Here is a 26,253-nt window from a genome sequence, read left to right on the forward strand (position 1 = left end):
CGCGCGCTGGCGCACCGCGCGCTCGTGCGCGGGCTCACCGTCACCGTCGTGGATCCCCGGCCCACGCGGCGCTGGAAGGCGACCTACGCGGCGTGGGCGGACGAGTTGCCCGGCTGGATCTCCCCCGCCGCGATCGCGGCCACGGTGGCCCGGCCGGTCGCGTGGGGGACGCGGCGATTCGAGATCGATCGGGCGTACACCGTCTTTCACACTGCCGCACTGCAGGATTCGCTCGAGATCGGCGCGGCGACGGTGGTGACCGATCGAGTCGAGCAGATCCTGCGCCCCCGCCTGTCGCGGGCTCCGGAATCGGTGCGGCTGTCCGGCGGCGAGGTCCGGCACGCCCGCCGGGTGATCGATGCGCGCGGTGTCCCCCGCTCCCCCGGTCGGGCCGAGCAGACCGCCTACGGCGTTGTGCTGCAACGGGATCGGTGGGACGAGCCGATGTTCATGGATTGGCGCGCCGACAACGGCGCATCCCCCGGCGAGCCGCGCTCGTTCCTGTACGCCGTGCCACTGGGTGCGGCCGGGATCCTGCTCGAGGAGACCTGCCTGGCCGGACGTCCCGCACTGGATCAGACCCGGTTGCGCGACCGCCTGCACACCCGGATGCGCTGTCGCGGCATCGAATTCGACGGTTCCGAGCCGGTCGAGCGCGTCCGGTTCGCACTCCAGGGCGGGCGACCGGGCGCGGGACGATTCGGGGCCGCGGGCGGATTTCTGCACCCCGCAACGGGTTACAGCGTCGCGGCGGCCTTGACCACCGCCGATGCGGTCGTCGCGGGCGCATCGACCGGGTCCGCGCCGGCCCGCGCGGTTCACCTGGCGCGGGAGGCCGGGTTGCGCGCGCTGCTGGCCCTCCCGCCGGCCGATCTGCCGATCTTCTTCGACGCCTTCTTCGCCCTGCCGATCGCGGCACAGCGCGCCTACCTGTCCGGCCGGGACGATCTGCCGGGTACCGCCGCCGCGATGACGTCGCTGTTCCGTGCCCTGCCGTGGCGTCTGCGCCGCACGCTCGCCACGGCCGTCCTCACGCGCTGACCTCGGCCCGGTCGGGCAGGCGCAGCCGCCGGATGGGCCCCATGACCACGAGGGCGACGACCGCGAGCACCCCGTGCGCCGCGACGAACCAGAGCGCCACGTCGAACGATCCGGTGCGATCCACGATGTACCCGATCACGATCGGGGTGACGATGCCCGCGATATTGCCCAGGCCGTTGGTCAGCGAGCTGAAGATGCTGGCGGCCTCGGTCGGCGCGACGTCGGTGGTGATGGCCCAGCCCAGCGAGCCCATTCCCTTGCCGAAGAACGCGGTGGTCATGATCAGCACGATGATGGTGGTGCTGTCGGTGAAGTCGGCGACCGCGATGACGGTACCGAGCAGCAGTCCGGCCGCGGCGGGCGCCTTGCGCGCCAGGGTCAGCGAAACCCCGTGCCGCAGTACGAAATCGGAGATGAATCCGCCGAACAGGCCGCCGATGAACGCGGCCAGCGCCGGCAGTGCGGCGATGAATCCCGCGTGCACCAGCGAGATGTGCCGGGCCTGGGTGAGGTAGATCGGGAACCAGGTGATGAAGAAGTAGCTCAGCGAGTTCACCGCGTACTGGAAGACCGAGATTCCCCACAGCGGCCGGGTGGACAGCACGCGGGCGAGCATGTGCCGGTCGATGCGGGACCGCGCGGCGGTCGAGGGGGCCGAATCCATGTCGACCAGCGCACCGCCGCTGGTCATCGTCTCGAGTTCGCTGGGCGTGACGCGCCCGTGCTCGCGCGGCGGATACATCCAGCCCCACCACAGAATCGCCATCGCCAGCCCGAGCGCGCCGAGCATGACGAACACCCAGCGCCAGCCGAATTCGTGGGTGATCCAGGCCATCACCGGCGCGAACAGCACGGTCGCGAAATACTGGCCGGAGTTGAACACCGCGGTGGCCTGACCGCGTTCGGCGGTCGGGAACCAGATCGTCGCGACGCGCGCGTTGGCCGGGAAGGCCGGGGATTCGAAGACGCCCAGCAGCAGCCGCAGCGCGAACATCACGACCAGCGCCACCACCACGCGCGTGCTGATCAGCCCGGCCAGGCTGGTCGCCGCGGTCGCCAGCGTCCACAGCGCCAGGCTGCCGGCGTACACCCGCCGCGCGCCGAACCGGTCCAGCAGCATCCCGCCGGGCAACTGCGCGACCACGTACGCCCAGCTGAACGCCGAGAAGATGTAGCCGAGCTGGACCGCGGAGAAGCCCAGGGTGGTGCGCACGCTGGTACCGGTGATCGACAGCGAGCTGCGGTCGGCGTAGTTGACGACCGTGATGACGAACAGCATTCCCAGCACGACGAACCGGGTGGGGATCCGGCGCGGCCGGTCCGGGCGCGCGGGTGTGGCCGGGCCCGCCGCGGCGAGCTCTCCGGATTCCGGTTTCAGCATTCTCGTCCTCCTGCATCCCCGGCCACGGTTGTGGTCCGGGTCACCCGGCATTGGGTGTGAACAGAGGCTATGCGGTGCGAGCGATACCCGTCGAACACCGATTCGGCATCGAGTGATACCTGAAACGCCAGGTCCGCGGCCCGAACGCAGCCGCGGGACGCGTCTGCGGTTCCCCGTCCGCACCCGCCACACGAGCCGGTCGTCTGCTGCGAGGTCTCCTCGTGAAATCGGTATTCTCGCAGGATGAAGCGCACGTCTTTCGCCCGCTGGCCCTGCTCCATCGCCCGGACGATGGATCTGCTCGGCGACTGGTGGACGCCGCTGGTGCTGCGCGAGGCGTTCTACGGGATCCGCCGCTTCGACGACTTCCAGCAGCAGCTGGGCATCGCCCGCAACACCCTCAGCGACCGCCTGCGCCGACTGGTGGACGAGGGCCTGCTCGACAAGCGCCCCTACCACGTCGAACCCACCTGGTACGAATACGTGCTCACCGAGAAGGGCGCGGACTTCTGGAGCGTGCTGCTGACGATCAACCGGTGGGGCGATCGCTGGCTGGCCGGTCCGGAGGGCGCGCCGATCACCGTGCACCACACCGCGTGTGGTCACGACACCCAGGTCAAGGTGGTCTGCGAGCACTGCGACGAGCCGATGACGATCGATGATTCCCGGCTGCGGATGGGCCCCGGGTATCCCGAGCGCCTGCGTGAACGTCCCGATGTTCGCGAGCGTTTCGCCCGGCAGGAGGCCGAGTAGGTCCGTCTCCGCAATCGCGTTGCCGCCCACGCTGGATTGCCGGATATCCTTGCGCCACAGTCGATATCGATCATGCGCCCGGCCCGGCCACCGCAGACCCGCTGTCAACGACCGTACGAGGCGCCCGAAACCGACCGACTGTGCATTCACCCACGACAGACCGAGTGGGCAGCCACGACAGAACCGGTGTGCAGCCCGCTCGGGACGGACTGAGCATGCGGTCGCGCAAGTCAGACCGAGGGGCAGCTGCGCGGAACGGAACGAGAGTGGCTCACGCGGCGGTCGAGCGCCGGGCGATCAGTTCCGGCATGAACACGACGTGCCGATGCCGGTGCGTGCCGTCGCCCGCGGCCTCCTCGAGCAGCAGACGCGCCGCGGTGCGGCCGAGTTCCTCGCGCGGCTGGCGGATCGAGGAGAGCGGCACCGCGGCCGCGGCGGCGAAATCGATGTCGTCGTAGCCGATGACGGCCATGTCACCGGGTACGGTCAGACCGCGCAGGATCAGTGTCTGCAAGACGCCGAGGGCGAGCAGGTCGTTGGCGCAGAAGACCGCGGTCGGCCGATCCGCGCTGTCCAGCAGAGCGGCCGCGGCATCGCGTCCGGCCTCGAAAGTCAGTGCGGCGGTGGGGATGTCGTAGAGTCGCGCATTCGCGGCGGCGATCGCGGCGGCCGCGCCCCGGCGGCGCTCGCTCACCTGGGTCACCGCCTGCGGGCCGCCGACGAAACCGATCCGGGTGTGTCCGGTGGCGAGCAGATGTTCCGCGGCCAGACGCCCGCCCAGAACGTCGTCGACCGAGACCGAGCAGCGGTCCGGCCGGTCGCTGTGCCGATCGACCAGCACCGCGGGTACGCCCTGGGCCGCCAGCGTGCGCAGGGCCGGCTCGCCGTCACCGTCCGCCGGGGTGATCAGCACCCCGCGCATCCGCTGCTGGGCGATCTGCTCGAGATGACGTTCCTCGCGTCGCGGATCGTCGCCGCTGTTGCACATCACCAGCATCGCGCCGTGGCGCGCGGCCTCCTCCTCCGCGCCGTGCGCGACGTCGGCGAAGAAGGGATTGGCCATGTCCAGCACCACCATGGCCAGCGTGCGGCTGCTGCCCTCACGCAGCTGACGCGCGGAATCGTTACGCACATAACCGGTTTCGGCGATCGCCCGGCGGACCCGCTCGAGCGTCGCCGCGGAGACCTGATCGGGCCGATTGAGCACATTGCTGACCGTGCCCAGCGACACTCCGGCGCGCCGGGCCACTTCCTTGATGCTCACCGCCATCGCGTGTCCTTCCCGTGACGATGCGAGCATAATCGCCGCGGCCGGTGATCCGGTCCGGCCGCGGCTCGCGGGTCAGCCTCGCACGGCATGCCGGAGGAGGTGAAGAACACCAGCACGCACCAGGCCAGCACACCGAGGGCCGCACCCACCAGATACAGCACCCGCTGCGAGACGCGATCGGCCAAGGCCACGAAGCCGAAATACCGCGGGTCCGGCCGAGGCCACCGCGCTGGGCAATCTGCTCGCCCAGGCCATCGCTGCGGATGTCCTGCCCGACTGGCGGCGCGCGCGGTACCTTGTGGCACACACGCATCCACCCGCCCACTACTCGCCCAGCGGCGACCCGGCCTGGCGGACCGCGCTGGACCGGGTCACCGCCCTCGCGCGGAAGAGAGCCGCATGAGAGTCGCGCTGTTCATCACCTGCCTGGTCGAGGCGATGTTCCCCGACGTCGGCCGGGCCACGGTCACCCTGCTCGAACGGCTCGGACACGAGGTGGTGGTGCCCCCGGCCCAGACCTGCTGCGGGCAGATGCACATCAACACCGGATATCCCGGCCCCGCACTGCCCCTGGTGCGCAACCACGCCGACGCCTTCGCCGGATACGACGCGATCGTCGCGCCCTCGGCCTCGTGCGTCGGCTCCGTGCGCCACCAGCACGCCGAGCTCGCCCGCCGGGCCGGAGACGCCGGACTGGCCGCCGCGGCCGACGACGTCGCGGCACACACGTACGAGTTGTCGGAATTCCTGGTGGACGTACTCGGGGTCGAGGATGTCGGCGCGCATTATCCGCACCGCGTCACCTACCACCCGACCTGTCACTCCCTGCGGATGCTACGCGTGGACGACCGGCCGCTGCGGCTGCTGCGCCGGGTCTCGGGACTGGACCTGGTCGAACTTCCCGACGCCGATCAGTGCTGCGGTTTCGGCGGAACGTTCGCGCTGAAGAATCCGGACGTGTCGACCGCGATGCTGGCCGACAAGATGCGCCGCGTCCAGGACACCGGCGCGCACACCTGCACCGCCGCCGATTCGTCCTGCCTGATGCACATCGGCGGCGGCCTGAGTCGGCTGCGCTCGGGTGCGCGCACCCTGCATCTGGCCGAGATCCTCTCGGCCACAGCATGATTCGCAAGGCAGTACCCCAGACTCGGCAGGAGGCCCCCGTATGAGCCGGACCTTTCTCGGCGTGCCGAAACCCCCCGGTGAATCACCGCTGCACGGATCCGCGCCGTTCCCGGCCGCCGCCCGTCGAGCGGTCGCCGACCCGCAACTGCGGCACAACATCGGCGCGGCCACCGCGACCATCCGCGCCAAACGCGCCACGGTCGTCGGGGAGGTCGAGGACTGGGAGCAACTGCGCCGGACCGGCCAGGAGATCAAGCGATACACCCTCGCACATCTGGACGAGCTGCTGATCCGGTTGGAGCGCAACGTCATCGCGCGCGGCGGCACCGTGCACTGGGCCGCCGACGCGGCCGAGGCCAACCGCATCGTCACCGAACTCGTCATCGCCACAGGGGAATCCGAGGTGGTGAAGGTGAAATCCATGGCCACCCAGGAGATCGGCCTCAACGAGGCGCTCGCCGAGGCCGGAATCACCGCGCACGAAACCGATCTCGCCGAACTCATCGTGCAACTCGCGCACGATCGGCCCTCGCACATCCTCGTGCCCGCGATCCACCGCAATCGCAGCGAGATTCGTGACATCTTCCGCGCCGAGATGCCGGGGGCGGACCCGGACCTCACCGACGACCCGCCCGCCCTGGCCGCCGCCGCCCGCGCTCATCTGCGTCGCACCATGCTCGGCGCGAAGGTCGCGATCTCCGGGGCCAACTTCGCCGTCGCCGACACCGGCACCCTCGCCGTGGTCGAATCCGAGGGCAACGGACGGATGTGCCTGACCTTGCCGGACACCCTGATCACCGTCATGGGCATCGAGAAACTGGTGCCGACCTGGCAGGATCTGGAGGTCTTCCTGCAACTGCTGCCGCGCTCGTCCACCGGCGAGCGGATGAATCCGTACACCTCACTGTGGACCGGCGTGCACCCCGGCGACGGACCGCGGCAGTTCCACCTGGTGCTGCTGGACAACGGGCGGGTCGACACCCTCGCCGACGAGGTGGGACGTGAAGTGCTGCACTGCATCCGGTGTTCGGCCTGCCTCAACGTGTGTCCGGTGTACGAACGCACCGGCGGCCACGCCTACGGCTCGGTGTATCCGGGCCCGATCGGCGCGGTGCTCACCCCGCAGTTGACCGGTGTGGCCGAGAACCCTTCGCTCCCTTACGCATCCACACTCTGCGGAGCGTGCTACGACGTCTGTCCGGTGCGCATCGATATTCCGTCCATCCTGGTGCATCTGCGCGCACAGGCCACGGCCGCGCATCGGGGGCCGACCGCGGAATCGGCCGGTATGGCCGCCGCGTCCTGGGTGATGCGCTCGTCCCGCCGTTTCACCGCGGCGACGCGCCTGCTGCGGGTCGGCCGTCTGCTGCGCAACCGGCGCGGCGCGATCAGCGTGCTGCCGCCGCCGATGTCGGCGTGGACCAGCGCCCGCGACCTGCCCGCGCCGCCACCGGAAACGTTCCGCACCTGGTGGGAGAACCGATGAGCACCCGCGAGGCCATGCTCGCGCGCATCCGTACCGCCCTCGGCGACACCGGGGGACCGCCGCCGCGGCGCGACTACCAGCGCATCCGCGAAACCGGTCCGGCACAGCTGATCACCCTGCTCACCGATCGCCTGACCGACTACGGCGCACGCGTGCACCGCACCAGCGCGGCCGCCGCGATCGACGTGCTGACCAACGTGCTCGACGGGCACACCTGCGTCGTACCAGCGGATCTGCCCGCATCCTGGACACCCGCCGACGCCCGCCGCGACGACCCCGCCCTCGGCACCACCGAACTCGACGCCATCGCCGCCGTCGTCACCACCTGCGCCGCCGCCTGCGCCGAGACCGGCACCATCGCCCTGGACGCCGGGCCGGGCCAGGGCCGCCGCGCGCTGACCCTCATCCCCGACCACCACATCTGCCTGCTCCCCACCGACCGCATCGTACGCAGCGTCCCCGAACTCCTGGCCCGCCTGGATCCCGCCCGGCCGCTCACCTTGATCAGCGGCCCGTCGGCCACCAGCGATATCGAATTGCAGCGCGTCCAGGGCGTGCACGGCCCGCGCACGCTGACCGTCCTGCTGCTCGACGCCGACTGAGACCTTCGGCACCATCGAGCGTGCCGGTATCACCGCACCCACACGCCGACATCACGATCGAAGCAGGGTGTCCGGCGATAGTCCGCTGTCCGCCAACGCAATGCCGATCACCGGCCGGTGCGACGCGGCAGCCGCGAAGCGGTCGCCCGGACACGGGAACGTGCGACGTAGTAGGTTCCGACACCATGGCAACAACCGGCTCGCGGGTTCGCGGCAGATCCGCTGCGGCCCCGATGTTCTCGGCGCGGCTCGTGGCGATTCTCACGATCGTGGCGGGAACGATGCTGGCGGTGTGCGGGTGCGGCACGAGTTCGTCGAGCGGTCCCCACGCCGCGACGCTGTCGCCGAATTCGGTGGGCGACACCGCATTGCGGTTCCTGACCAACCGCGAGCCGGTCTTACCGCCCGGTGGCGAATGTGCCGCGTTCACACCGCGCCTGGACAAGATCGCCGGTGTGCCGCAAGGGATTCGGGCCACGACCATGGTGCCGGGACACGGCTGCTGGGTGAGCGGCGCACACGAGAACGTCATCAGCGTCATGACCACGGCGACGCCGTTCGGGAAGTTCTGGCGACGGGACTACCCCGACGACGACGGCAGCGGTATCACCGCGACCATGGTCGACAAGGACTATGCCCAATTGTTCGAGCGGTTCCTGATCGACGGCCGCTACTACGCGGTCCGGGCCGGCAGCCAGTGGGCCGCGGGCCTGGACAGCGGCGCGGCCAAGACCGCGTGCATGCTCGTCGTCGACACCGGTTCGCCACAACCGTTGCTGGTCAACCTCACTCAGCAGGTCACCAGGTCCGATCCAGCGGTGCGGACCGCATCGCAACAGTGCGCCGACGCCGAGACGGTCGCCCGGACGATCCTGGACGAGCACGACCCCGGCGGCGGAAGCCGGGTGTCGTGACCGGCCGTCAGTTCGAATCGGATGCGGGCGCGCGCAGCACGTAGCCGACGCCGCGCAGGGTGCACAGCATCTTGGGATCGGTGGTGTCCACCTTGCGGCGCAGGAAGGAGATGTAGGACTCGACCAGTCCGGTGTCCCGGCCGAACTCGTAGTGCCACACGTCCTCGAGCAGGCGGTCCTTGCTCAGCACGGTGCCCGGATAGCGCATGAAGTATCGCAGCAGGGCGAATTCGGTCGGCGACAACCGCACCGGGCGACCGGCCTTCCACACCAGATGGCCGTAGACATCGAGTTCGATATCGCCGACCTTCAGACTCGCGCGATCGTCGGCGAACGGTTTGACGCGGCGCAGGATCACCCGCACGCGCGCGACCACCTCCTCGAGGCTGAACGGTTTGGCGACGTAGTCGTCGGCCCCCAGCATCAGTCCGGCGACCTTGTCCTGCACCTCGTTCCGGGCGGTCAGGAACAGGACCGGCACGTCGATACCGTCCTGGCGGAGGCGTTTCAGGAGGCCGAATCCGTCCATGTCCGGCATCATCACGTCCAGTAGCATCGCGTCGGGGCGCACTCTGCAGACCAGATCCAGACCCTCCGTGCCGGTCGAGGCGGTGATCACCTCGAAGCCCTGATATCGCAGCGCGGCCGCTAGCAGGTCGAGGATCATCGGCTCATCGTCGATGATCAGGATGCGGGCCTCGGGGCACGCCTGTTGCGTCTGCGGGTACTCGATGCTCTGTGTAACGCTCATTCCTGGCCTTGCCGGTCGCGGTCAGCGACGCCCTTGATCGAAACGGAACCGTTCAGTTCTCCTGACGCTCGTAGTCTATCCACGAGTGGGAACCCGCACGGACGGCAACGGTTATCGATTCTTACCCCGGGAGGCGAAAGTCCGCCGACGACCTGGGAATCCGCAGGTTGAGATATTCGACTCACAGCGAATTCGCAGGCTGAGCCCAGCCTCGCGCGTGGCATAACCATCGAGGTTGACACGGTGCCCAATTCAACAGCGACGCATCGCCGTTCCGGTCCCGAGCCGGAAAAACGCACCCGGCAGCACAGTGCCATACCGAGAAACCGGTTGTGGGAGTATGCGGGAGTGGCCGCACTCCTGATCGGCACCGCTGTCGCGTACCTGTGGAATCTGTCGATCAACGGCTGGGCCAACTCGTTCTATGCCGCGGCGGTGCAGTCGGGCGCGAAATCGTGGAAGGCGTTCTTCTTCGGTTCCTCGGACTGGGCGAACTCGATCACCGTCGACAAGACACCGGCCTCGCTGTGGCCGATGGAGATCTCGGTCCGGCTGTTCGGACTGCATTCGTGGAGCATGCTCACACCGCAGGCGCTGCTCGGCGTGGCCTCGGTGCTGCTGACCTGGATCACGTTGCGCCGCACGGCCGGAACCGCGGCCGGGCTGCTCGGCGGGCTGGCACTGGCCGTGACGCCCGTCGCGGCGATGATGTTCCGGTTCGACAATCCCGACGCGCTGCTGGTGTTCCTCATGACGGCGTCGGTGTGGGCGATGACCCGCGCCCTGGACTCCGGGCGCTGGCGCTGGCTGGTGCTGTGCGGGGTGCTGGTGGGGCTCGGTTTCCTGGCCAAACAGCTCCAGGTGTTGCTGGTGCTGCCCGCGCTGGCGATCACCTATCTCGTCGCCGGGCCGCCGCGATTGGGAAAACGTCTGTTGCAACTTCTGGCCGCCGGCGCGGCAATGGTGGCGGGCGCGGGATGGTGGGTGTTGACCGCCCAGCTCTGGCCGGTCGGCTCGCGACCGTATTTCGGCGGTTCGGAACATAATTCGACCATCGAACTGACGCTCGGATACAACGGATTGCAGCGGCTCGGCGGCGGTTCCATGCCGAATATGAGCGACATGCCGAATACGGGCAACGGCCCGATGCCGAATATGGGTAATAGCTCCATGCCCGACATGGGCAACGGCTCGATGCCGGGTATCGGCAACGGTAAGAGCATGCCGCATATGCCCGGTTTCGGTTCCGACGCGGGCATCGGGCGAATGTTCACCGAGTCGATCGGCGGTCAGGTGGCGTGGCTGATTCCGGCTGCCCTGATATTGCTGGTCGCCGGAATAATAGTGCGCGGCAGGGCATCCCGCACCGATCCGCAACGGGCGGCGCTGTTGCTGTGGGGCGGTTGGGCCTTGGTGACCGGCCTGGTGTTCAGCTTCATGAAGGGACTGTTCCACCAGTACTACACGGTATCGCTGGCCGCGCCGGTGGCGGGACTGACCGGTCTGGCCGCGGTGCTGGTGTGGCGCGAGCGGCACCGGTACCCGATCCGCATCGTACTGGCCGTCGCGACCGTGCTCACCACGGTGACCTCGGTGATCCTGCTCTCGCGCACACCGGATTTCGTGCCCTGGCTGCGCTGGGTCGTCACGGCGCTCGGCGCGGTGGCGACGCTGCTGCTGCTCGTACCTCGCCCGGATCGGCCGGCCGTCGCGGGCGCCATCGCCGCGATCGTGACCGCTCTCGCGGGCCCCGCCGCCTATTCGGTGGAGACGATCGCGACCCCGCACACCGGTTCCGTCGTACTCGCCGGGCCGAAGACCGATTCGGACGTTCCGCCGATGGGCTCCGAGACGGTGGGGCCCGAACTGGTGGCGCGACTGGGCGCGGACGCCCAGCGATTCACCTGGGTCGCCGCGACACCCGGCGCGATGGCGTCGGCGGACCTACAGCTGGCGGTACGGCAGCCGGTGATGCCGATCGGCGGCTTCAGCAGCATGGACCCGTCGCCGACGCTGGCACAGTTCCAGCGCTACGTCACCGAGGGGCGGATCCACTACTACCTGTCCAGCGACATGCCGGGCTGGGGTACGACCACCGAGAGCTCCAAGATCGCCGCCTGGGTGCAGCAGCACTTCACCGCCACGAAAGTCGACGGGAAGACCGTGTACGACCTGACCGCGCGACCGACGGCGCGATGAGCGCATTCCCGTCGGCGACCTTCCATCCGGTATCCAGCCGATTGCCAGCTGGCGTTGACATTCAACTGACATTGTATCTGTGTCAGCGATTCGGATGGTCGATCATGCGGGGAGGAAACACCGTGAGTTGGGCTCTCACCAGCACGAGCACCGTGATCGCACACCATTCGTTCGACGTTGGGCGGACGCCTTGCGGTTCTACTGAATCGCATTCCGCCCCAAAGAGTTTCATGATGATGGAATCACCCTGAATACATTCACGAATTCCATTGTCGCATGAAAATGATTTCGAGTTCGGCGCAGGACCCGAACTCGAAAATAGGCGGGCACAGCGGTGCGGAATCATCGGGAGAACCCGCGAATTATCCACGGATTCCAGCGCCTGCCGATTCCGGGTGCTTCCCGTATTCGTACCCTGTGCCCGTTTCCCTTCCAGAGAAAGGTATGCAGCAATGTCTATCACCAAGAAGTCGGCCCGCGGCGTCCTGGCGGCGTTCGCCGTCGCCGGATTGCTGAGTGCTCCCGTGGCTCTGGCCTCCTCGGCCGCCGCGCAGCCCGCGCCCAAGCCGGCGCCCGCGCCGCAGCAGAACTGCGGCCACCCCGGTCAGCCCGCGTGCGCACCCGCGCCGCACCGCTGATCGGAACCCATCGCACGACCGGTAGGGCCCCGGCATCGCCGCGGGCCCTACCGGGGCTTTTCCATGCCAATCAGCGACCTGCGGTTTTGGAGAAATATTGACCGAATATCGTGTGTTCCGTGGACAGCAGTCGAACTGATCCGGCGGCGCCGACCGTTCTGGTGGTCGACGACGAGCCGTACATCCTGGACCTGCTTCGATCCGCGTTGCGCCTCAACGGTTTTCAGGTGTACGCCGCCGACGACGGCAGCGCCGCCCTGGACATGGCGATGGCGCACTCCCCCGACATCCTCGTGCTGGATGTCATGCTGCCGGATTTCGACGGGTTCACCGTCGCGCAGCGGCTGCGCACCATCGGCTGTGACGCGCCGGTGCTGTTCCTGACCGCTCGCGACGCGGTGCAGGACAGGCTCGCCGGATTGGCCGCCGGCGGCGACGATTACGTGAGCAAACCCTTCAGCATCGAAGAGGTGGTGGTGCGGCTGCGCGCGATCCTGCGCCGGACCGCGCGCCCCGAGGGCGACCGCCGACTTCGATACGACGACCTCTTGCTCGACGTCGACGCCCATCAGGTGTGGCGCGCTGGTTCGCCGATCACGCTGTCTCCCACCGAATTCGACGTTCTGCGCTACCTGGTCCTGAACTCCGGCAAGGTGCTGAGCCGCAAGCAGATCCTGGACAACGTGTGGGGCGCCGGGGAGCGCCGCGCCAGCCGCGTGGTCGAGACGTTCGTGAGCCGGATCCGGCAGAAGGTCGACGCCGAGGGAGCCCCCCTGATCCACACCGTGCGCGGCCTGGGGTACGTCCTGCGGCGATCGGATCACCCGGGGTGATCGCCGAGCACATCCGGCGGTGGCCCCTGCGCACCCGGCTGCTGGTCGCCGTGCTGGTCATCACCGCGGCTGGGCTGACCACGTTCGGCACCCTGAGCGTCACGCTGCTGGCTCGCTCGCAGATGGACCGGATCGACGACCAGATCACCGGTACCGCAAGCAGTTTCGCCACGGCCGATCGGCCGCCACCGCCGCCACCGGCGCCGGCGAACCAGAACGATTCGCTGTACCCGTCGAGTGCCTGGGTGCTGTTCTTCGACACCAACGGCACGGCGATCGGACAGCTCGGCGTCGGCGATGCGCGGCTGCTGTTGCCGCCGATGGATGTCGCGGCGGTGCGCGCGCGAGGCGACAAACCCTTCACGGTGGGCGAGCGGAGCGGAAATACGAAATGGCGCGTCGTCGTGGTCGTCGAACCCCCGGATTCGTCGGACCCGGACGGCGGCACCGCCGCGGTGGCGATATCCCTGGACACCTACTACGCCACCATCCAGCAGCTGCGAATAATCGAGATCGTCATCGGCATCGGGCTCATCGCCCTGCTCGCGATGGTCGCGGCGCTGCTGGTGCGGGCCGGGCTTTCGCCGCTGACCCGGGTGGAACACACCGCGGAGGCGATCGCGGACGGCGATATCGATCGCCGGGTCGAGGACACCGACCCCCGAACCGAGGTGGGTCGGCTCGGGCGTGCGTTCAACGTGATGCTGGCGCGCCTGTCGACCACGATGCGGCAACTCGAGGACTCCGAGGCCCGGTTGCGGGCCTTCGTCGCCGACGCGTCGCACGAGCTGCGCACCCCGCTCACCTCCATTCGCGGATACGCCGAGCTGTACCGGCACGGCGGAGCCGAACACCCCGCCGATCTCGAGCGCATGATGAGCCGGATCGAGGGCGAGGCCATCCGGATGGGAGTCCTGGTCGAGGACCTGCTGCTACTGGCCAAGCTCGACGAGGAACGCCCCCTCGATCTCACCGACGTGGACCTGGCCGTGATCGCGGCCGACGTCGTTCACGACGCGAGTATCCGTGCGCCCGAACGGATTATGCACGTGCGGACGCCCGCGGGCCCGCAGCGGGTTTTCGGTGACGAGCATCGATTGCGGCAGGTGATCACGAACCTCGTCGGCAATGCCGTGACGCACACCCCGCCGGGCACCGTCATCGAGGTGACCGTCGATCGCGCGAGCGGCCCGCCGCCGCATGCGGTCGCCGCGGCCGGGGCCGACACCGACCCCACCGGGATCGGCGATCTGGTCAGTGTGGCGGTCCGCGACAACGGGCCGGGAATCCCTCTCGACCAGGCCCGGCGCGTCTTCGACCGCTTCTATCGCGCGCCCCGCTCCCGGTCGCATCCCGGCGGCTCGGGCCTGGGGCTGGCCATCGTTACCGCGATTCTCGCCGCGCACGGCGCACGGATCTATCTGTCGACCGGTCCGGGACAGGGCGCGAGCTTCCGCATCCTGTTCCCGCCGATGCTCGATCTGCGGTGCGGGACCACGGACCTGGACGATCGCGAACCGCCGTCCGAGTGACACCGGGGTGGGCGGCACGCCTCACCGTGCACGACCCCGTGCCGCCGACTTCCGCGCGCCGCGGCCTCCGGCCGGGGTCCGTGTCGATCGGGCGCCGGTCAGCAGGGGCAGCAGGACCTCGTCCACGAAGGTGACCAGATAGTCCACATCCGGTTCGATGCCGTTGACGACCGGCCGGGCCAGCGCCACACCCAGCAGCATCTGCTCGGCGAACGCCGCCGCGGGATCCTCGGGGGCGATCTCGCCTCGTTCGGCCGCACGCTGTAGCACCGGCGTCAACAGGGCCGAGGGAGCCAACGTCTCCTGCATGGCCTGCTGTAGTTCCGGAATCCGGCGGCCCGCCCCGACCATGGTCGCCAGCAGCTCGCGATCGGCGGGTGAGGTACTGCCCAGACCCCGGGCGAACTCCCGCAGATCACCGGCGAGGCTTCCGGTATCGATCGCGATCGCAGTCGTCATGCCGATCTGATTCTGCAGGTGCCGGAGCGCCGCCACGACCATGCCCGGCTTACCGTGCCACCAGCGGTACAGGGTCGCCTTGCTGCAATGCGCCGCGGTGGCGACCATCTGCATGCTCATGGCGTCGTAGCCGACCTCGCGCAGCAGGTCCACGATGGTCGAATAGACCTCTGCCTCCCGCTGCGGGCTCAAGCGCGAGCGCCGGGCCCGGTCCTCCTCCGCTGCACGTCGCACCCTCGGAGAATAGGCGTTCGCCGGGACGCCGGGACGCGCGACCGGCCGCCGCGGCGCCGAACTCCATGTCCCGTCCTGCTGGACCACGGACGAGAACATGGCGTAACTCATCGATGGTTCACCGGCTCACGTAGCACATAGCCGACCCCGCGCAGGGTGTGCAGCATCCTGGGTTCGGTGGTGTCCACCTTCCGGCGCAGATACGACACGTACGACTCCACGATGCCGCCGCTGTCGCCGCCGAATTCGTTCCGCCAGACGTGGTCGAGGATCCGCACCTTGCTCAGCACGGTCCCGGCGTTCAGCATGAAGTACCGCAGCAATGCGAACTCGGTGCGCGAGAGATGCACCGGCACACCGGCTTTCAGGACCTCGTAGCGGTCCTGGTCGAGCACGATGTCACCGACCTGCAGATACGAGACGTCATCGTCGCGGGTGCCGTATCCGGCCCGCCGCAGAATCACCCCCAGCCGGGCGATGACCTCCTCCAGGCTGAACGGTTTGGTCACGTAGTCGTCGCCGCCGAGCGTCAATCCGGTGATCTTGTCCTGGACCCCGTCCCGGGCGCTGAGGAACAGCACCGGCGCACCGATCCCGTCCGCGCGCAGCCGCCGCAGCAGACCGAACCCGTCCATCCCGGGCATCATGACGTCCACGATCAAGGCGTCCGGACCGAAGCGCCGGGCCAGATCCAACGCTTCGACACCGTCGGCCGCGGTCTGGACCTCGTACCCCTGAAAGCGCAGACTCGCGGTGAGCAGCTCACGAATCATCGCATCGTCATCGATGACCATCACCCGCGCCGGCTTATCCGATTTGCCCACGTCGAGTAACTTTCACAGCCCATTTTCGACGAAAGCTGGGCGAATCCTGGAAGCATGATGAAGATGCCGCCGCCTCAGGTCGGCGCGCTACCACGGCGGCCTCAGCGACCCTTCATCGAATCTCGCAGGCGCTGCGAGGGCAATGCCCCGGCAGGCCGTTCACCCATGGGCCGCCAGTTCCGCGCACCCACGAGATCGTTGCTCGTCCCCGGCTTCGGTTCCACGACGTCGGACACGCCCGCCTGCGCCAGCGCCCGGGAGATCTGCGCCGCGGCATGTTGCAGCACCGGTACTCCCTTGGCGGGATCCTCGTTGGGAACCACCAACGACAACGCCGCTATGACCCGGCCGCCGGAGGACAGCGGTACCGCCACCGAGGCCGACACCGGATCCAGCCAGCCACTGCATATCGCGTTGCCGGCCCTGCGGATCTCGCTCAGCAGCGCCCGCAACGCCCACGGATCGGTCACCGACCGCGGACCGAGAGCGGGCAGCGGACCGGCCAGCACCTCGTCCTGCAACTGCGAGGGCGCATTCGCCAACAGCACCAGGCCGGGGGCCGACACGCTCAGCGGCAACCGGCTCGCCCGGTTCACCACTATCCGCACCGCGCCCGGCGCGGACAGCCGATCCACGAACAAAACGTCACGCCCCTGCCGCACCGCCAGATTGACGTGCTGCCCGACGCGCGCGTGCAACTCGGTCATATAGGGCAGCGCCGCCTGGCGCAACTCCCCGACCGGCGCCGCCCGGCACACCAATTCCCACATCGAAGCCCCGATCGACACCCGCCGGTCGGCGCCGCGTTGCAACCAGCCGTGATCGACCAGTTCGGCGACCATCCGCGAAACACTCGGTAACGGCAGCCCAGTGCGCTGCGATAGCTCCGATACGGACACCTGTGAGTCCTGACCGAATGCTTCGAGCAATCGAACCAACCGGGACAAGACGGACTCACCATTGGAATATCTGGCCACTCAGATACCACCTTCCCCGACATTTCCGGCATTCAGGCCAACTTTTCCGCACACGATTCGCCACGACCTGGGTAGAACTTGAAAGTAACCTGGAAGTCTCCCCCGAAATCGCAAGAAACCCCGCCCCACACCGCATGAGCGGTGGGAGACAGGGTTCCGGGGTCGAACTCATATCGCGCCGAGACGATCACGTTCTGCGACAGTGTGGCCCGGAGCACGGCCGAAGCCGTTACCCGGCCGAATCAGCCGATGCTGAACGGCTTACCCCACACGGTGACATAACCGACGGTGTGGCCGGTGTAGACAGCCGCCTCCACGAAGGACCGCGCCTGGGCGTAACCGGCGCAACCATTCACCGAGAACGTCTCATCGGTCCAGGTCACACCGTTGTGCGGACCGACGACCTTATGCCTGGCGGAGTGGCTCTCGGCGCCGTAGTCGTCCGGAGACTCCAGATCGAGCAGGTACCGGATCTTTGCCTGCCCGGCAGAGAGGCTCAGGTCACCGGACGCGTCGGCCGAGGTGGACAGGCTCGGGCTGTCGGCGGTCAGGTCGGTCGAACCCGACGCGTCGCCGCCCGGGGTGACGCTGGAGATGTCGACCTGGCAGGCGACGATGTATCCCGGCCGCAACTTGGTGTAGGTGTCCTTGGACCCGGCCTGGCCGCCGCGCAGGTTGATCTCACCGTGAGCGCTGGTCCACACGTTGCGATGCAACGGCGTGGCACCCATCGACGGGCTGATCTTGGCCGACTCCCCGTTGATCGACACCGTGACGACGGTGCCGTCACCGAGGGTTTGGGTGACGGATCCGCCCGGCAGCGGTACGAAGGTGTCGGCCGACGCGGCCCCGACGGAGAAATACCCGATGGCGGTACCGGCGGCTACACCGATGCCCGCCAGCCGGGCCAGTGTGCCCTTATGTATTTTGAGCATGAGCGAAGTTCCTTGCAGATCGCAGCGAAAGAGGATGTGACACAGCGGATGTCAGCCGAGGCTGAACGGCTGACCGTAAAGGTTGGTCTTGGCGTACTCGGTTCCGATGATTTCCACCGTCACCACCTGACGCGCCTGCGCGTACCCTCCACACCCCTGGATCTCGACCTGCTGATCCTTCAGATCGAAGAAGTACTCACCACTCTTGGTCATGTCGATCTGGTCGTAGTTGACGAATTTCACCTCACCCGGTGCCAACGGCAGCGACAACGACCCCGACAGCGACGGGCTGGTGCTGATGCCCGCAGAGATACCGGCCGACAGACTGCCCAGACTCACCTGGCAGCCGACCAGGTACCCCACCGACATCGCGGACGAGCCGTGGGTCGAGGAGTTGTTGGTGCCGTCATCGTTCTTCGGACCGTTCCACGGGCCGACCTTGCCATCGGGCGTCTGCACCTTCGTGGAGATGTGACTCGTCAGCCATGCCACACGGCCGGCACCGTTGGCCGCAAGCGACGGCGAAATCTTCACGCTGTTGCCAACGCTGTCGATGGTGACACCCGGGCGATCGATATGCCCGTTCGGAAGCGGGACGAACGTATCCGCATTCGCGGCGCCCGTGGACAACATCCCGATTGCAGCCGTCGACGCGACGGCAATGCCGACGGCCCGTGCGACCCACGCGTCACCGGCCTTCTGATTTTCCCTCATCTATTGCCCTCACTGAATTCGATGAAAGCGCCCCGATGACCGGGGCGCCCGTATAACACGCACAAGCCCGCTAAAGGCGTTAGAGGACAGTTGCCGTCATACCGGGCAGAAGCTATACGAAGACAGACGACCTGTGTAGAGAAGACTTTCCTTGATTGAAATGACGCTCGATCGCCCGCCGGGCGCATTCAAAAGAGCACTCCGGCCGACGGCGTACCCCATACCGATGCGCACCTCGATCGGCATTCCCCTCAGCTCGGCATCTCGAATACCACGCCATAGTTCATCGGAATAATTCGTCTCCGATGAATTGCCCCGAATCTCCCCTAGTCCGCCGCGCCATATGCGATGTCGGAGCCGCTCGACCGGTGGGCACCCGTGTCGTCACCACACCCCTGCGGGGCATCCGGAAACCGGATTCCAGATGCGAGCACGAAAGCTTCTGAAACGAAAAACCGGCCGACTCCGATACTCTCCGAGACAACGGTCCACCGAGCCGGTCCCGGAAAAAATTACTATCAATACAATCCGGCTTGCACACCGCTTCGCGCACCGGTTCACTGCCCATCCACAAGGCCCGATCGACATACCGATGCGCGCGAATCCGCACCGCGACATGCGAATACGCGTGGGCCGGAGCCTCGGACACGATCGGTTCGACACCGATGGCGGCGAATGGGTCCGGTGGCCAGGATCGACCGCCGGCTTCGAAGGCAAACCGACATGCGGTTATCCCGGAATTTCCAGGTAGCTATCAGCTGGCGCTGACATTCGACTGACAGTGTAACGGCGGTCACTGACCACCCGCCTATTTGCGCGGGCCGATGAAGGTAGGAAATGAAACTGACTGATGGCAGCCGCTGGGGTGCCGGAGCCGGGCTATTGGTGGTGTTGTTGAGCGCCGGTACCGCATACGCGGATACCCAGGTGCCGCTACCGAACGGCGACAGAGCACTGACCACCGCCACGGGCGTTCAGGTGGATCTTTCCCGCACCGGAGAACGCGCGGTGATCTCACCGTCACTGGCGTCCAATGGATTGTCGCGCACCGCGGCCATGTCCGGCGTCGTGTACGCCACCGTCCACGGCGCCAAATCCGGCACGCTCGCCACGGGCTACGTGATCGGCTGCCAAGTCGACCTGTCCGGCGGCGTGGGGATCGGCGGCGATATGTACGTGGACACCAGCTCGGCATATCCGGAACTCACCCCGAGCATCAATCTCGTGCCGGGTGCGGTGAAGGTGGTGAAGTTCGACACGAAGACGCTCGATCCCACCGCCGGCGCGATCGGCGTCACCTACAGCGATCGCGCCGTGCAGGTCAGCGGTTGCGCCGGATACGCGCAGGCACGCGCGGTGAGCATCCTGACGGTACAGAACGACAAGGGCTCTGCCGAGGTCTCGCTGTACGGCAAGCCGTTCAGCATCGGATGAGGAGGAGACAGACGATGCGGAATGCGCTGGGTACGGCGTTCGTGACGTTGGCAGTTGTGCCGGTACTGGTCACCGGTACCGCGCACGCGGACACTCAGGTCCCGCTGCCGGACGGTCATGGCCAGCTGAAGACCAAGGACGGTCTGACGGTGAATGTGGATCGGACCGGCGAGCACGCCACGATCTCACCGTCGATCGCCTCGAGCCCGCTCTCTCGCAACGCGTGGGTGTCGGGAGTGACCTCGATCCATGTGACCGCACCGGCCGGTGTCAAGGTGTCCGGCGGCCGGATCGAGACCGGATATCTGGTCGGGTGCCAGGTGGATCTCGGCAAGAAGGTCACTGTCGAGGGCAGCGGCGACAGCGCCGGTCAACCCAAGGACAAAGACAAAGACGACGAGGGCGGAGGCGGTGCGCCCCCCGGTGGCGGCGATAGCGGCGGCGGAGGCGGCGGAGGCGGGGGCGGCGGCGGGGGCGGCGGAGGCGAGGACGGCCTGTCGGTCGGCGACGGCGATCTGGGCGTGGGCGTCGACTCCGACGGCAACCTCACACCGTTCAGCGATCCGAGCGTGGGCATCAAGCTCAAGCCGGGCCAGGTGGCGACGAAACAGGTGCAGATCTTCAACTTCACCGGGCTCGAGGGCACCAACCAGTATGTCGATCACGCGCTGTCCATCGACGGCTGTGCCGGTGCGGCGGAGGCTCGCTCGTACATCACGGTCTTGGTCCACGACAACGTCATGGACACCACGAAAACCCTGTGGGGCCGGCCGTTCAGCATCGGGTGAAGCAAGAACTCATTCCGAATATTCGGCGACCGCCGGCGCTCCGGTAAACCTGAACGAACTTTCATGTTCAACCATTGGAAGAAACGGTTCCACCGGCGACCCGGAATGCGATGCTGGATACACCCGGTTGCCGGGGCGGCAGTATCGAGCGATCCCCACGTATCACGAGATTTCCGCAGATCTTTCGTGAGCGCGCTCTGCCGTCCCCCGCAGGACGAGCCGGGCAGTCGGTGCTCACCGAGACAAGTGCTCATGTCTCGGTGAGCACCCGGCAGTAGTGCGGGTCGTCTGCTGCCCGCTGAACGATCGCCACGACGCATCTGCGACATCCCGAAGCCCTGCGGCCCCTTCCCGATCGGCCGTGCCCATTCGCGCCGAACAGCACCTTCATCGATTCACAGCGTTCTTTCAAACAGTTCGCATAGTTCGTCGAACCGCGCACTGAAGAGTGGCCCAGGTGCGATAACGCAATCAGAGCGTATCGGCGAATATTTCCTCCCAGAAAGGGTTTTCACAATGGGATCTGCAGCAATCGACTTCGGCAGCGCCATTTTTCACGGTGTCATCGGGACGGGTAGCGCCGCCTGGCACGGCCTGCTGGGCACACTCTTCTCCGGCTCCGCTGCGCTGTAGGCTTTTTCTCCTACGCGATCGTCCGGCAGAGTGCTGATCAGCAAGTAACCGCGCCCTCGGGGCCATTCGGTAACCGCTGATCGACGCAAGCCGATCGACAGGGCCGCTCCCGTCCTTCGCAGGGCGAGAGCGGCCTTGTTCGCTTCATTGAAAGTAAATGAGCGGTATTGCCGGAACACTTGTCTCGTCGGAGGTATCGAGTAGCATCACAGGCTCGGGACGTTCCCCTGCACTATCTCCAGGCCGAATCCCTTGTCCGCGAGATGATGTCCCGATTGTTCAGAGCCCGTGAGTCCGAGGACGGAGGATCCAGATGACAGCGCACAACAACGCGAATCCCACCCGACGATCCGTACGAAGCTACGTCGCGAGAACCGCGATTGCGTGCACACTCCTGGCGGCGCCGATCGCCGCCCCCACGATCGCGTCGGCCGCCCCCGCGGCCCAACCCGGCCAGAACCAGCAGCAGCCCCAGCAACAGCAGCCGGGCCACAACGACAATCAGAACGGCGGCAACCAGGGCCGGCACGGCTACGCGGTTCCGCAGGGATACCGCGATGACCCGAGCGCGCCCGGATGGCCGCTCGGTGGCCAGCCGCCGACGTGGTGGTGGCAGGCGCTGCGGGCCTTCGGACTCGCCTGAGCCTTCGCGTGCGTGGGCTGCTGGCCGTCTCCACCCGGTCCGCGCCCGGCGAACACTCGAGTCAGCTTGCGGGGTACCGGTATCCGGTGCGGCCGGTCACCCTGAGCGCGGTCTCCGTACTCCGCAGCGGCAGCACGGACAGTCCGTGCGCGGCCGCGAACTCGCGCCATCCACCCCGGTCGGCCATGCGTGCGGGATCGCGCGAGGACACGAGTGTGCCGAGCGCGCCCATCGGGTGGACACCGGCGCGGCGCATCAGGTTCACCACGGCGTCGGCGAGGCCGCCGGTGCCGTGTGCGCGCACCGGAACGACATGGCCGGGTCTGGTGAAATCGGTTGGGCCGCTGTGTGGATCGGCCATCGTGCGGATGGTGCGGGCGCGATCGGCGGCGCCGAGCGCGACCTCCACGAAGCCGGAGGTGTGCCGGATCAGGAATGCCAGCGCGGCGGTGGTGGCGAACTGCGCTGGCAGCACCAGATGTCCCTCGCCGGTGCACGAATCGGCGAGCAGGACGACACGTCCGGCCGCGAGGTCGGTGAGTGCCCGCGGGCCTGCGGCATGAAGTCGGCGAACAAGGTCCAGGCGACCAGTATCGTTGTGCGCGAAGGTTTCCCGATCGTTCATCGGTCGTCTCCCTTCGTCGGGGCGAATGCGCCGCGCAGTGCGCCGGTGATCTGGTCGGCCACGTCCTCGGCGGTGAATTCCGCGACGGCATCGGCGATGACGTTCGGGGCGGTGCGATTGTCTCGGTAGGTTGCGGCGAGCACCGCGGATACGGCGGCGCGGCGCTGTCGTAGGGTGTCGACGCCTGGCGGGTCCTCGTGTGGCGGTAAGCCGAGGGTGCGGGCCAGGTTTTCGGTGCGGGCGCATATGGTGGCGAGATGTTCTGCGTCCCAGTCGATTCGGCCGGTGAGATTGTCCAGTTGTTCGAGTACGGCGGCTAGTTCCAGGCGGGCCGGGCCGTCCGGCAGGTCGGACAGCACTCGCCGGTGCAGGGTTTCGGCGACGGTGGTGAGTATTTGCGTGAGATCGGTCGAGTAGCCGGTCATTTCAGTGCCCCCATTCGCGGTCGCGCAGCATGCGGCCGAGCCAGCCGAGGCTGTAGTAGACGCTGTTGGCCATGGTCGCGTAGCGCAGATCGTCGCGGCCGCCGGTGTTGTAGACCCGCACCGCCTGCAGGCAGCCGATGGCGGTCTTGGTCAGCGACTGCACCGCCCACCAGGTGAGCGTCGCGGGCTCGGGGCGCCAGCCCGCGGCCGCCTCGTATTCGTCCAGGAATGGTTGCAGCGCAATGAGTTTGCACAGCAGCGGGGAGCGGCCCCGGCTGGTGCGCTGCGCGAACCAGGCGATGTCTGCGACCGGATCGGAGAAATGGGCGGTCTCCCAGTCCAGGACCGCGGCCAGCTCGCCGTCCCGCACGACCAGGTTGCCGACCCGGAAGTCGTTGTGCACCAGAGATACTCGTTCCGACACCAGATCGCTGCGATGATCCAGCCAGGCCAGCGCGAGGTCGAGCACCGGGATCCGGATATCCGCGACCTCCTGATAGTTCCGGGTCCAGGCCGCGTTCTCGATCGCACCGGTGCGCGTCGGATCGGGCACCGGCCCCAGGCAGGTCAGGCCGAGCGAGGCCGGGTCGGCGGCGTGCAGGCGGGCCATCGCGCGAGCCACCTCGCGGCCCAGCCCTTCCCGGCTCGCCGGGTCCGGGACGATCCGGGAAACATTGGCGGGCAACGGAATTGCCCCGGCCACCTTCTCCATGACGAAGAAACCCCGGGAACGTTCCGGATCGTGAGTGATCACCGCCGGCACCGGCAGTCCGATCGACGCGGCGGCGGCCAGCAGCGCGACCTCGCGCGCCACGTCGTAGTCGGTGACGATGCCGCTGGATGGCCTGCGCTTGACCGCGTACTCGGCCGAACCGGGCCCGGCCGGGCCGACCCACTTCGCGCCGACCAGATAGGTCTCCCAGGAGTTCCCCTCGCCGCGCCGGTCCACCTCGGTCAGCCGAAGTGTGCCCGAGGCGGCCAGGGCCGCGTCCAGCGCCGCGGTCAGATCGTCCAGGAAGGTGTCGGCCGTCATCGGAACAGCTCCGTCTCGGTACCGTCGCCGTCCACCTGGATCAGGCCGCACGAGGTGCGGAAGGCGGCGTAGCGGTAGACCTCGTGTGGCATGGCTGTCCTTCTCGTGTTCAGGACCGGATCGGGCGCAGGAATTCGGCGATACCCCAGCCGCCGAGACCGTGCGCGAACTCGACGGTCATCTGTCCCATTCGAAGCGCGCGGTCCTCGGTGCGCTGGGTGACCGGCACGAAGTGCCGGATGGTCCCGTCCAGGATCAACAGGGGCAATCCCCTGGCACGCACCAATCCGGTGTGCCTGCCCGCGTAGGTGGCCTCGCCCGCGTAGTCGGTGTGCACGGTGTAGTCGGTGATCGGGTGGAAGCCGCCGTCCGCGGTCACCACGACGCCGCCGGAGGCGCGCACTCCCGACGGCTCGAATTCGCCGTACGCGGTGATCGCGGTGCCGTCGGCGAGCCAGGCGGCCAGCCACTCCCCGGTATAGGACGCCCATTCGCGCGGGCCCCAGGAATGGTCGCGGAACGATGTCGCACGCTCCAGCGTCCAGGTGCGCGAGCCCACCCGGATCGTGCCGGTGACGTGCCCGAACTGTTCGTAGTGATCGCTGGCGATGGTGGACGAGCCGGGTGTGCAGTCGCCGTCGTCGTCGGTGGTGACGAACAGCGGGGTGGAGGCTTCGAACGTCAGCGAGATCTCGCACGGCTCGGACGGCGAGTTCTTCAGCGCCTGCCTGCCGCGGTCGGCGAGCAGCGCGGGAGTCGCGATCCGGGCGACCGTGTTCCGGTAGATGATCCGCACGGTGCGAGTCGGTTCCTCGGCCACGATCTCGAGGCCCTGGCTCGCGAAGCCATCATTGGCATGGCTCGACTCCCGCCCCGCCCGGAACGCGATCGCGCCACCGGGCAGGGTGAGCTGCACCGACGCCTCCGCATACCCGAGCGTGGGCCGGTTGCCGATGCGGATCAGCCCGCCCAGCTGCGAAACCGGGTCCAGGAAGTTGACGTACATACTCTCGTTGAAGTTCGCGATACCGGCGAAGTCGTGGGTCCGCTCGGCGTCCGCGCCGTATTGGCAGTTCGTGAACGCTGTGCTCATGGGCGCTACTTTCGGACGTGCGGGTCAGAACCGCTGGGCGGGGCTCGGATCGAGCGGCGGGAAGGCGGCGGGACGCCGCTCCAGGAAGGACAGGATCCCCTCGCGAGCATCCGGAGAGTCCACCCGCGAGGCGTAGATGCGCGACTCCTCCGCCGCGGCCTGGCCGGGCAGCGGCGTGCCCCAGCTCGCCGCGAGCAATCGCTTGGCCAGCGCCACCGAAGTGGGCGAGGTGTCGCGGGCGAACTGCGCCGCGCACGCGTGCGCGGCGGACAGCACCTCCGCGGCGGGCACGATCCGGGTCAGGAAACCGGCCTCGTACGCTTCGGCGGCGTCGAACACCCGGCCGGACAGGATCCAGTCGGCGGCCTTCCCGACGCCGACCAGCCGGGGCAGGAACCAGGACGAGCCGCCCTCGGGCACGACGCCGCGGCGGGTGAACACGAACCCGAATCGCGCTGTGTCACTGGCGATCCGGATGTCCGCGCCCGCGATCAGCGAGGCCCCGCCGCCGACCGCGTCACCGTTCACCGCGGCGATCACCGGCTTCTGCATGCTGAACATGCGCTCGGTGATCCGGCCCGCCGGTTCCCGGTAGCCGGTCGGGGTGTGCCCGTCCACATCCGAGTTCAGCGCCCGGACCAGGGTGTCCGGTCCGTCCAGCTCGGCGCCGACCGAGAACGCCGGTCCGGCGCCGGTGAGGATCACCGCCCGCACCACCGGGTCGCGGTCGGCGCGGTCCAGCGCGTGCCACACGTCCAGGAGCATCTGCACCCGCATGGCGTTGCGCCGGGCCGGGGCGTCCAGGGTGAGCACGGCGACGCCGTCGGCGACCTCGAACCGCACCTCTTCGTACTCACGCGCCGCCCGGCCGGGCGCGGCCTCCACCGTCACAGCCCGCCCCCGCACAC

27 protein-coding genes are annotated in these 26,253 nt (G+C 68.0%); 13 read left to right on the forward strand and 14 right to left on the reverse strand.

Translation table 11 applies throughout. From position 1 onward, the window contains the following. Nucleotides 1-1,041: lycopene cyclase family protein (locus tag NM2_RS22600; protein ID WP_245718166.1), on the forward strand; the 1,041-nt coding region annotated here is incomplete at its 5' end. Here NM2_RS22600 and NM2_RS22605 read toward each other — a convergent pair. Beyond that, nucleotides 1,031-2,422 (reverse strand): MFS transporter, encoded by a 1,392-nt coding sequence (locus tag NM2_RS22605; RefSeq protein WP_067672324.1) that lies wholly within the window; start codon nt 2,420-2,422, stop codon nt 1,031-1,033. The two genes, NM2_RS22600 and NM2_RS22605, sit on opposite strands and share 11 nt — an antisense overlap. A gap of 243 nt (nt 2,423-2,665) precedes the next feature. Between NM2_RS22605 and NM2_RS22610 the strand changes: the two genes are divergently transcribed. Further along, nucleotides 2,666-3,175, forward strand: coding sequence for a winged helix-turn-helix transcriptional regulator (locus tag NM2_RS22610; RefSeq protein WP_067672327.1), 510 nt, complete (start codon nt 2,666-2,668; stop codon nt 3,173-3,175). Nucleotides 3,176-3,446: 271 nt separating this feature from the next. Here NM2_RS22610 and NM2_RS22615 read toward each other — a convergent pair whose 3' ends face one another. Both NM2_RS22615 and NM2_RS50280 read right to left on the reverse strand, forming a co-directional pair. Next, nucleotides 3,447-4,445: a LacI family DNA-binding transcriptional regulator gene (locus tag NM2_RS22615; protein ID WP_067672331.1), complete on the reverse strand. Its 999-nt coding sequence runs from the start codon at nt 4,443-4,445 to the stop codon at nt 3,447-3,449. Continuing rightward, nucleotides 4,436-4,636, reverse strand: a complete 201-nt coding sequence (locus NM2_RS50280; RefSeq protein WP_067672334.1) for a hypothetical protein — start codon at nt 4,634-4,636, stop codon at nt 4,436-4,438. The genes NM2_RS22615 and NM2_RS50280 overlap by 10 nt, the downstream gene beginning before the upstream one ends. Before the next feature lie 208 nt (nt 4,637-4,844). Here NM2_RS50280 and NM2_RS22625 point away from each other — a divergent pair, with 208 nt between their 5' ends. From NM2_RS22625 to NM2_RS22640, 4 genes are all read left to right on the forward strand, one after another. Next, complete coding sequence (locus tag NM2_RS22625) at nt 4,845-5,573, forward strand: (Fe-S)-binding protein (RefSeq protein ID WP_067672337.1); 729 nt, start codon at nt 4,845-4,847, stop codon at nt 5,571-5,573. A 40-nt stretch (nt 5,574-5,613) separates the two neighbouring features. Further along, the gene (locus NM2_RS22630; RefSeq protein WP_067672340.1) at nt 5,614-7,059 is read left to right on the forward strand and encodes a lactate utilization protein B; all 1,446 of its coding nucleotides are present in this window, start codon (nt 5,614-5,616) and stop codon (nt 7,057-7,059) included. After that, the gene (locus NM2_RS22635; RefSeq protein WP_067672343.1) at nt 7,056-7,661 is read left to right on the forward strand and encodes a LutC/YkgG family protein; all 606 of its coding nucleotides are present in this window, start codon (nt 7,056-7,058) and stop codon (nt 7,659-7,661) included. Before NM2_RS22630 ends, NM2_RS22635 begins: the two co-directional genes overlap by 4 nt. A 185-nt stretch (nt 7,662-7,846) precedes the next feature. After that, entirely contained in the window at nt 7,847-8,575 is a 729-nt protein-coding gene (locus tag NM2_RS22640) for a hypothetical protein (RefSeq protein WP_157121245.1), read from the forward strand. A gap of 7 nt (nt 8,576-8,582) precedes the next feature. Here the strand turns inward: NM2_RS22640 and NM2_RS22645 are convergent, their stop codons facing one another. Then, nucleotides 8,583-9,326 carry a response regulator transcription factor gene (locus NM2_RS22645; RefSeq protein ID WP_067672348.1) on the reverse strand — a complete coding sequence of 248 codons (744 nt, stop codon included), beginning with the start codon at nt 9,324-9,326 and terminating at the stop codon, nt 8,583-8,585. A 348-nt stretch (nt 9,327-9,674) separates the two neighbouring features. On the opposite strand from NM2_RS22645, the gene NM2_RS22650 reads away from it, so the two are divergent. The 4 genes from NM2_RS22650 to NM2_RS22665 all read left to right on the forward strand — a co-directional run bounded on the left by NM2_RS22650 (nt 9,675) and on the right by NM2_RS22665 (nt 14,528). Then, nucleotides 9,675-11,525, forward strand: a complete 1,851-nt coding sequence (locus NM2_RS22650) for an ArnT family glycosyltransferase (protein WP_084531431.1) — start codon at nt 9,675-9,677, stop codon at nt 11,523-11,525. Nucleotides 11,526-11,977: 452 nt separating this feature from the next. Continuing rightward, complete coding sequence (locus NM2_RS22655; protein ID WP_067672350.1) at nt 11,978-12,163, forward strand: hypothetical protein; 186 nt, start codon at nt 11,978-11,980, stop codon at nt 12,161-12,163. 119 nt (nt 12,164-12,282) lie between these two features. Next, nucleotides 12,283-12,996, forward strand: a complete 714-nt coding sequence (locus NM2_RS22660) for a response regulator transcription factor (protein WP_067672353.1) — start codon at nt 12,283-12,285, stop codon at nt 12,994-12,996. After that, nucleotides 12,993-14,528, forward strand: a complete 1,536-nt coding sequence (locus NM2_RS22665; protein ID WP_218025966.1) for a sensor histidine kinase — start codon at nt 12,993-12,995, stop codon at nt 14,526-14,528. The genes NM2_RS22660 and NM2_RS22665 overlap by 4 nt, the downstream gene beginning before the upstream one ends. A gap of 21 nt (nt 14,529-14,549) precedes the next feature. Here the strand turns inward: NM2_RS22665 and NM2_RS22670 are convergent, their stop codons facing one another. The 5 genes from NM2_RS22670 to NM2_RS22690 form a co-directional block, all read right to left on the reverse strand. Further along, nucleotides 14,550-15,221 (reverse strand): TetR/AcrR family transcriptional regulator, encoded by a 672-nt coding sequence (locus NM2_RS22670; RefSeq protein ID WP_067672574.1) that lies wholly within the window; start codon nt 15,219-15,221, stop codon nt 14,550-14,552. Between the two features lie 107 nt (nt 15,222-15,328). Continuing rightward, nucleotides 15,329-16,015, reverse strand: coding sequence for a response regulator transcription factor (locus tag NM2_RS22675; protein ID WP_067672577.1), 687 nt, complete (start codon nt 16,013-16,015; stop codon nt 15,329-15,331). 131 nt (nt 16,016-16,146) lie between these two features. After that, the gene (locus NM2_RS22680) at nt 16,147-17,022 is read right to left on the reverse strand and encodes an IclR family transcriptional regulator (protein WP_084531434.1); all 876 of its coding nucleotides are present in this window, start codon (nt 17,020-17,022) and stop codon (nt 16,147-16,149) included. A gap of 242 nt (nt 17,023-17,264) precedes the next feature. Further along, nucleotides 17,265-17,957 (reverse strand): MspA family porin, encoded by a 693-nt coding sequence (locus NM2_RS22685; RefSeq protein ID WP_067672359.1) that lies wholly within the window; start codon nt 17,955-17,957, stop codon nt 17,265-17,267. Nucleotides 17,958-18,008: 51 nt separating this feature from the next. After that, nucleotides 18,009-18,671 (reverse strand): MspA family porin, encoded by a 663-nt coding sequence (locus NM2_RS22690; RefSeq protein ID WP_067672362.1) that lies wholly within the window; start codon nt 18,669-18,671, stop codon nt 18,009-18,011. Nucleotides 18,672-19,508: 837 nt separating this feature from the next. Between NM2_RS22690 and NM2_RS22695 the strand changes: the two genes are divergently transcribed. The 3 genes from NM2_RS22695 (at nt 19,509) to NM2_RS22705 (ending at nt 22,169) form a co-directional block, all read left to right on the forward strand. After that, the gene (locus NM2_RS22695; RefSeq protein WP_067672364.1) at nt 19,509-20,105 is read left to right on the forward strand and encodes an MspA family porin; all 597 of its coding nucleotides are present in this window, start codon (nt 19,509-19,511) and stop codon (nt 20,103-20,105) included. A gap of 14 nt (nt 20,106-20,119) precedes the next feature. Next, nucleotides 20,120-20,893 carry an MspA family porin gene (locus NM2_RS22700; protein ID WP_067672367.1) on the forward strand — a complete coding sequence of 258 codons (774 nt, stop codon included), beginning with the start codon at nt 20,120-20,122 and terminating at the stop codon, nt 20,891-20,893. 946 nt (nt 20,894-21,839) lie between these two features. Further along, entirely contained in the window at nt 21,840-22,169 is a 330-nt protein-coding gene (locus tag NM2_RS22705) for a hypothetical protein (protein ID WP_067672370.1), read from the forward strand. A 61-nt stretch (nt 22,170-22,230) separates the two neighbouring features. On the opposite strand, the gene NM2_RS22710 is transcribed toward NM2_RS22705, so the two are convergent. The 5 genes from NM2_RS22710 to NM2_RS22730 form a co-directional block, all read right to left on the reverse strand. Continuing rightward, complete coding sequence (locus NM2_RS22710; protein ID WP_067672373.1) at nt 22,231-22,794, reverse strand: 3,4-dihydroxy-2-butanone-4-phosphate synthase; 564 nt, start codon at nt 22,792-22,794, stop codon at nt 22,231-22,233. Beyond that, nucleotides 22,791-23,219 (reverse strand): hypothetical protein, encoded by a 429-nt coding sequence (locus NM2_RS22715; RefSeq protein WP_067672375.1) that lies wholly within the window; start codon nt 23,217-23,219, stop codon nt 22,791-22,793. The genes NM2_RS22710 and NM2_RS22715 overlap by 4 nt, the downstream gene beginning before the upstream one ends. A gap of 1 nt (nt 23,220) precedes the next feature. Next, nucleotides 23,221-24,252, reverse strand: coding sequence for a phosphotransferase family protein (locus tag NM2_RS22720; RefSeq protein WP_067672378.1), 1,032 nt, complete (start codon nt 24,250-24,252; stop codon nt 23,221-23,223). A gap of 109 nt (nt 24,253-24,361) precedes the next feature. Then, nucleotides 24,362-25,345 carry a DUF7064 domain-containing protein gene (locus NM2_RS22725; protein WP_067672381.1) on the reverse strand — a complete coding sequence of 328 codons (984 nt, stop codon included), beginning with the start codon at nt 25,343-25,345 and terminating at the stop codon, nt 24,362-24,364. A 24-nt stretch (nt 25,346-25,369) separates the two neighbouring features. After that, nucleotides 25,370-26,251: an enoyl-CoA hydratase-related protein gene (locus tag NM2_RS22730; protein ID WP_245718168.1), complete on the reverse strand. Its 882-nt coding sequence runs from the start codon at nt 26,249-26,251 to the stop codon at nt 25,370-25,372. Nucleotides 26,252-26,253 lie beyond the last annotated feature (2 nt).

Origin of the sequence: Nocardia miyunensis NBRC 108239, assembly GCF_001613065.1 — a bacterium.
In the GTDB taxonomy this organism is placed as follows: Bacteria; Actinomycetota; Actinomycetes; order Mycobacteriales; family Mycobacteriaceae; genus Nocardia; species Nocardia miyunensis.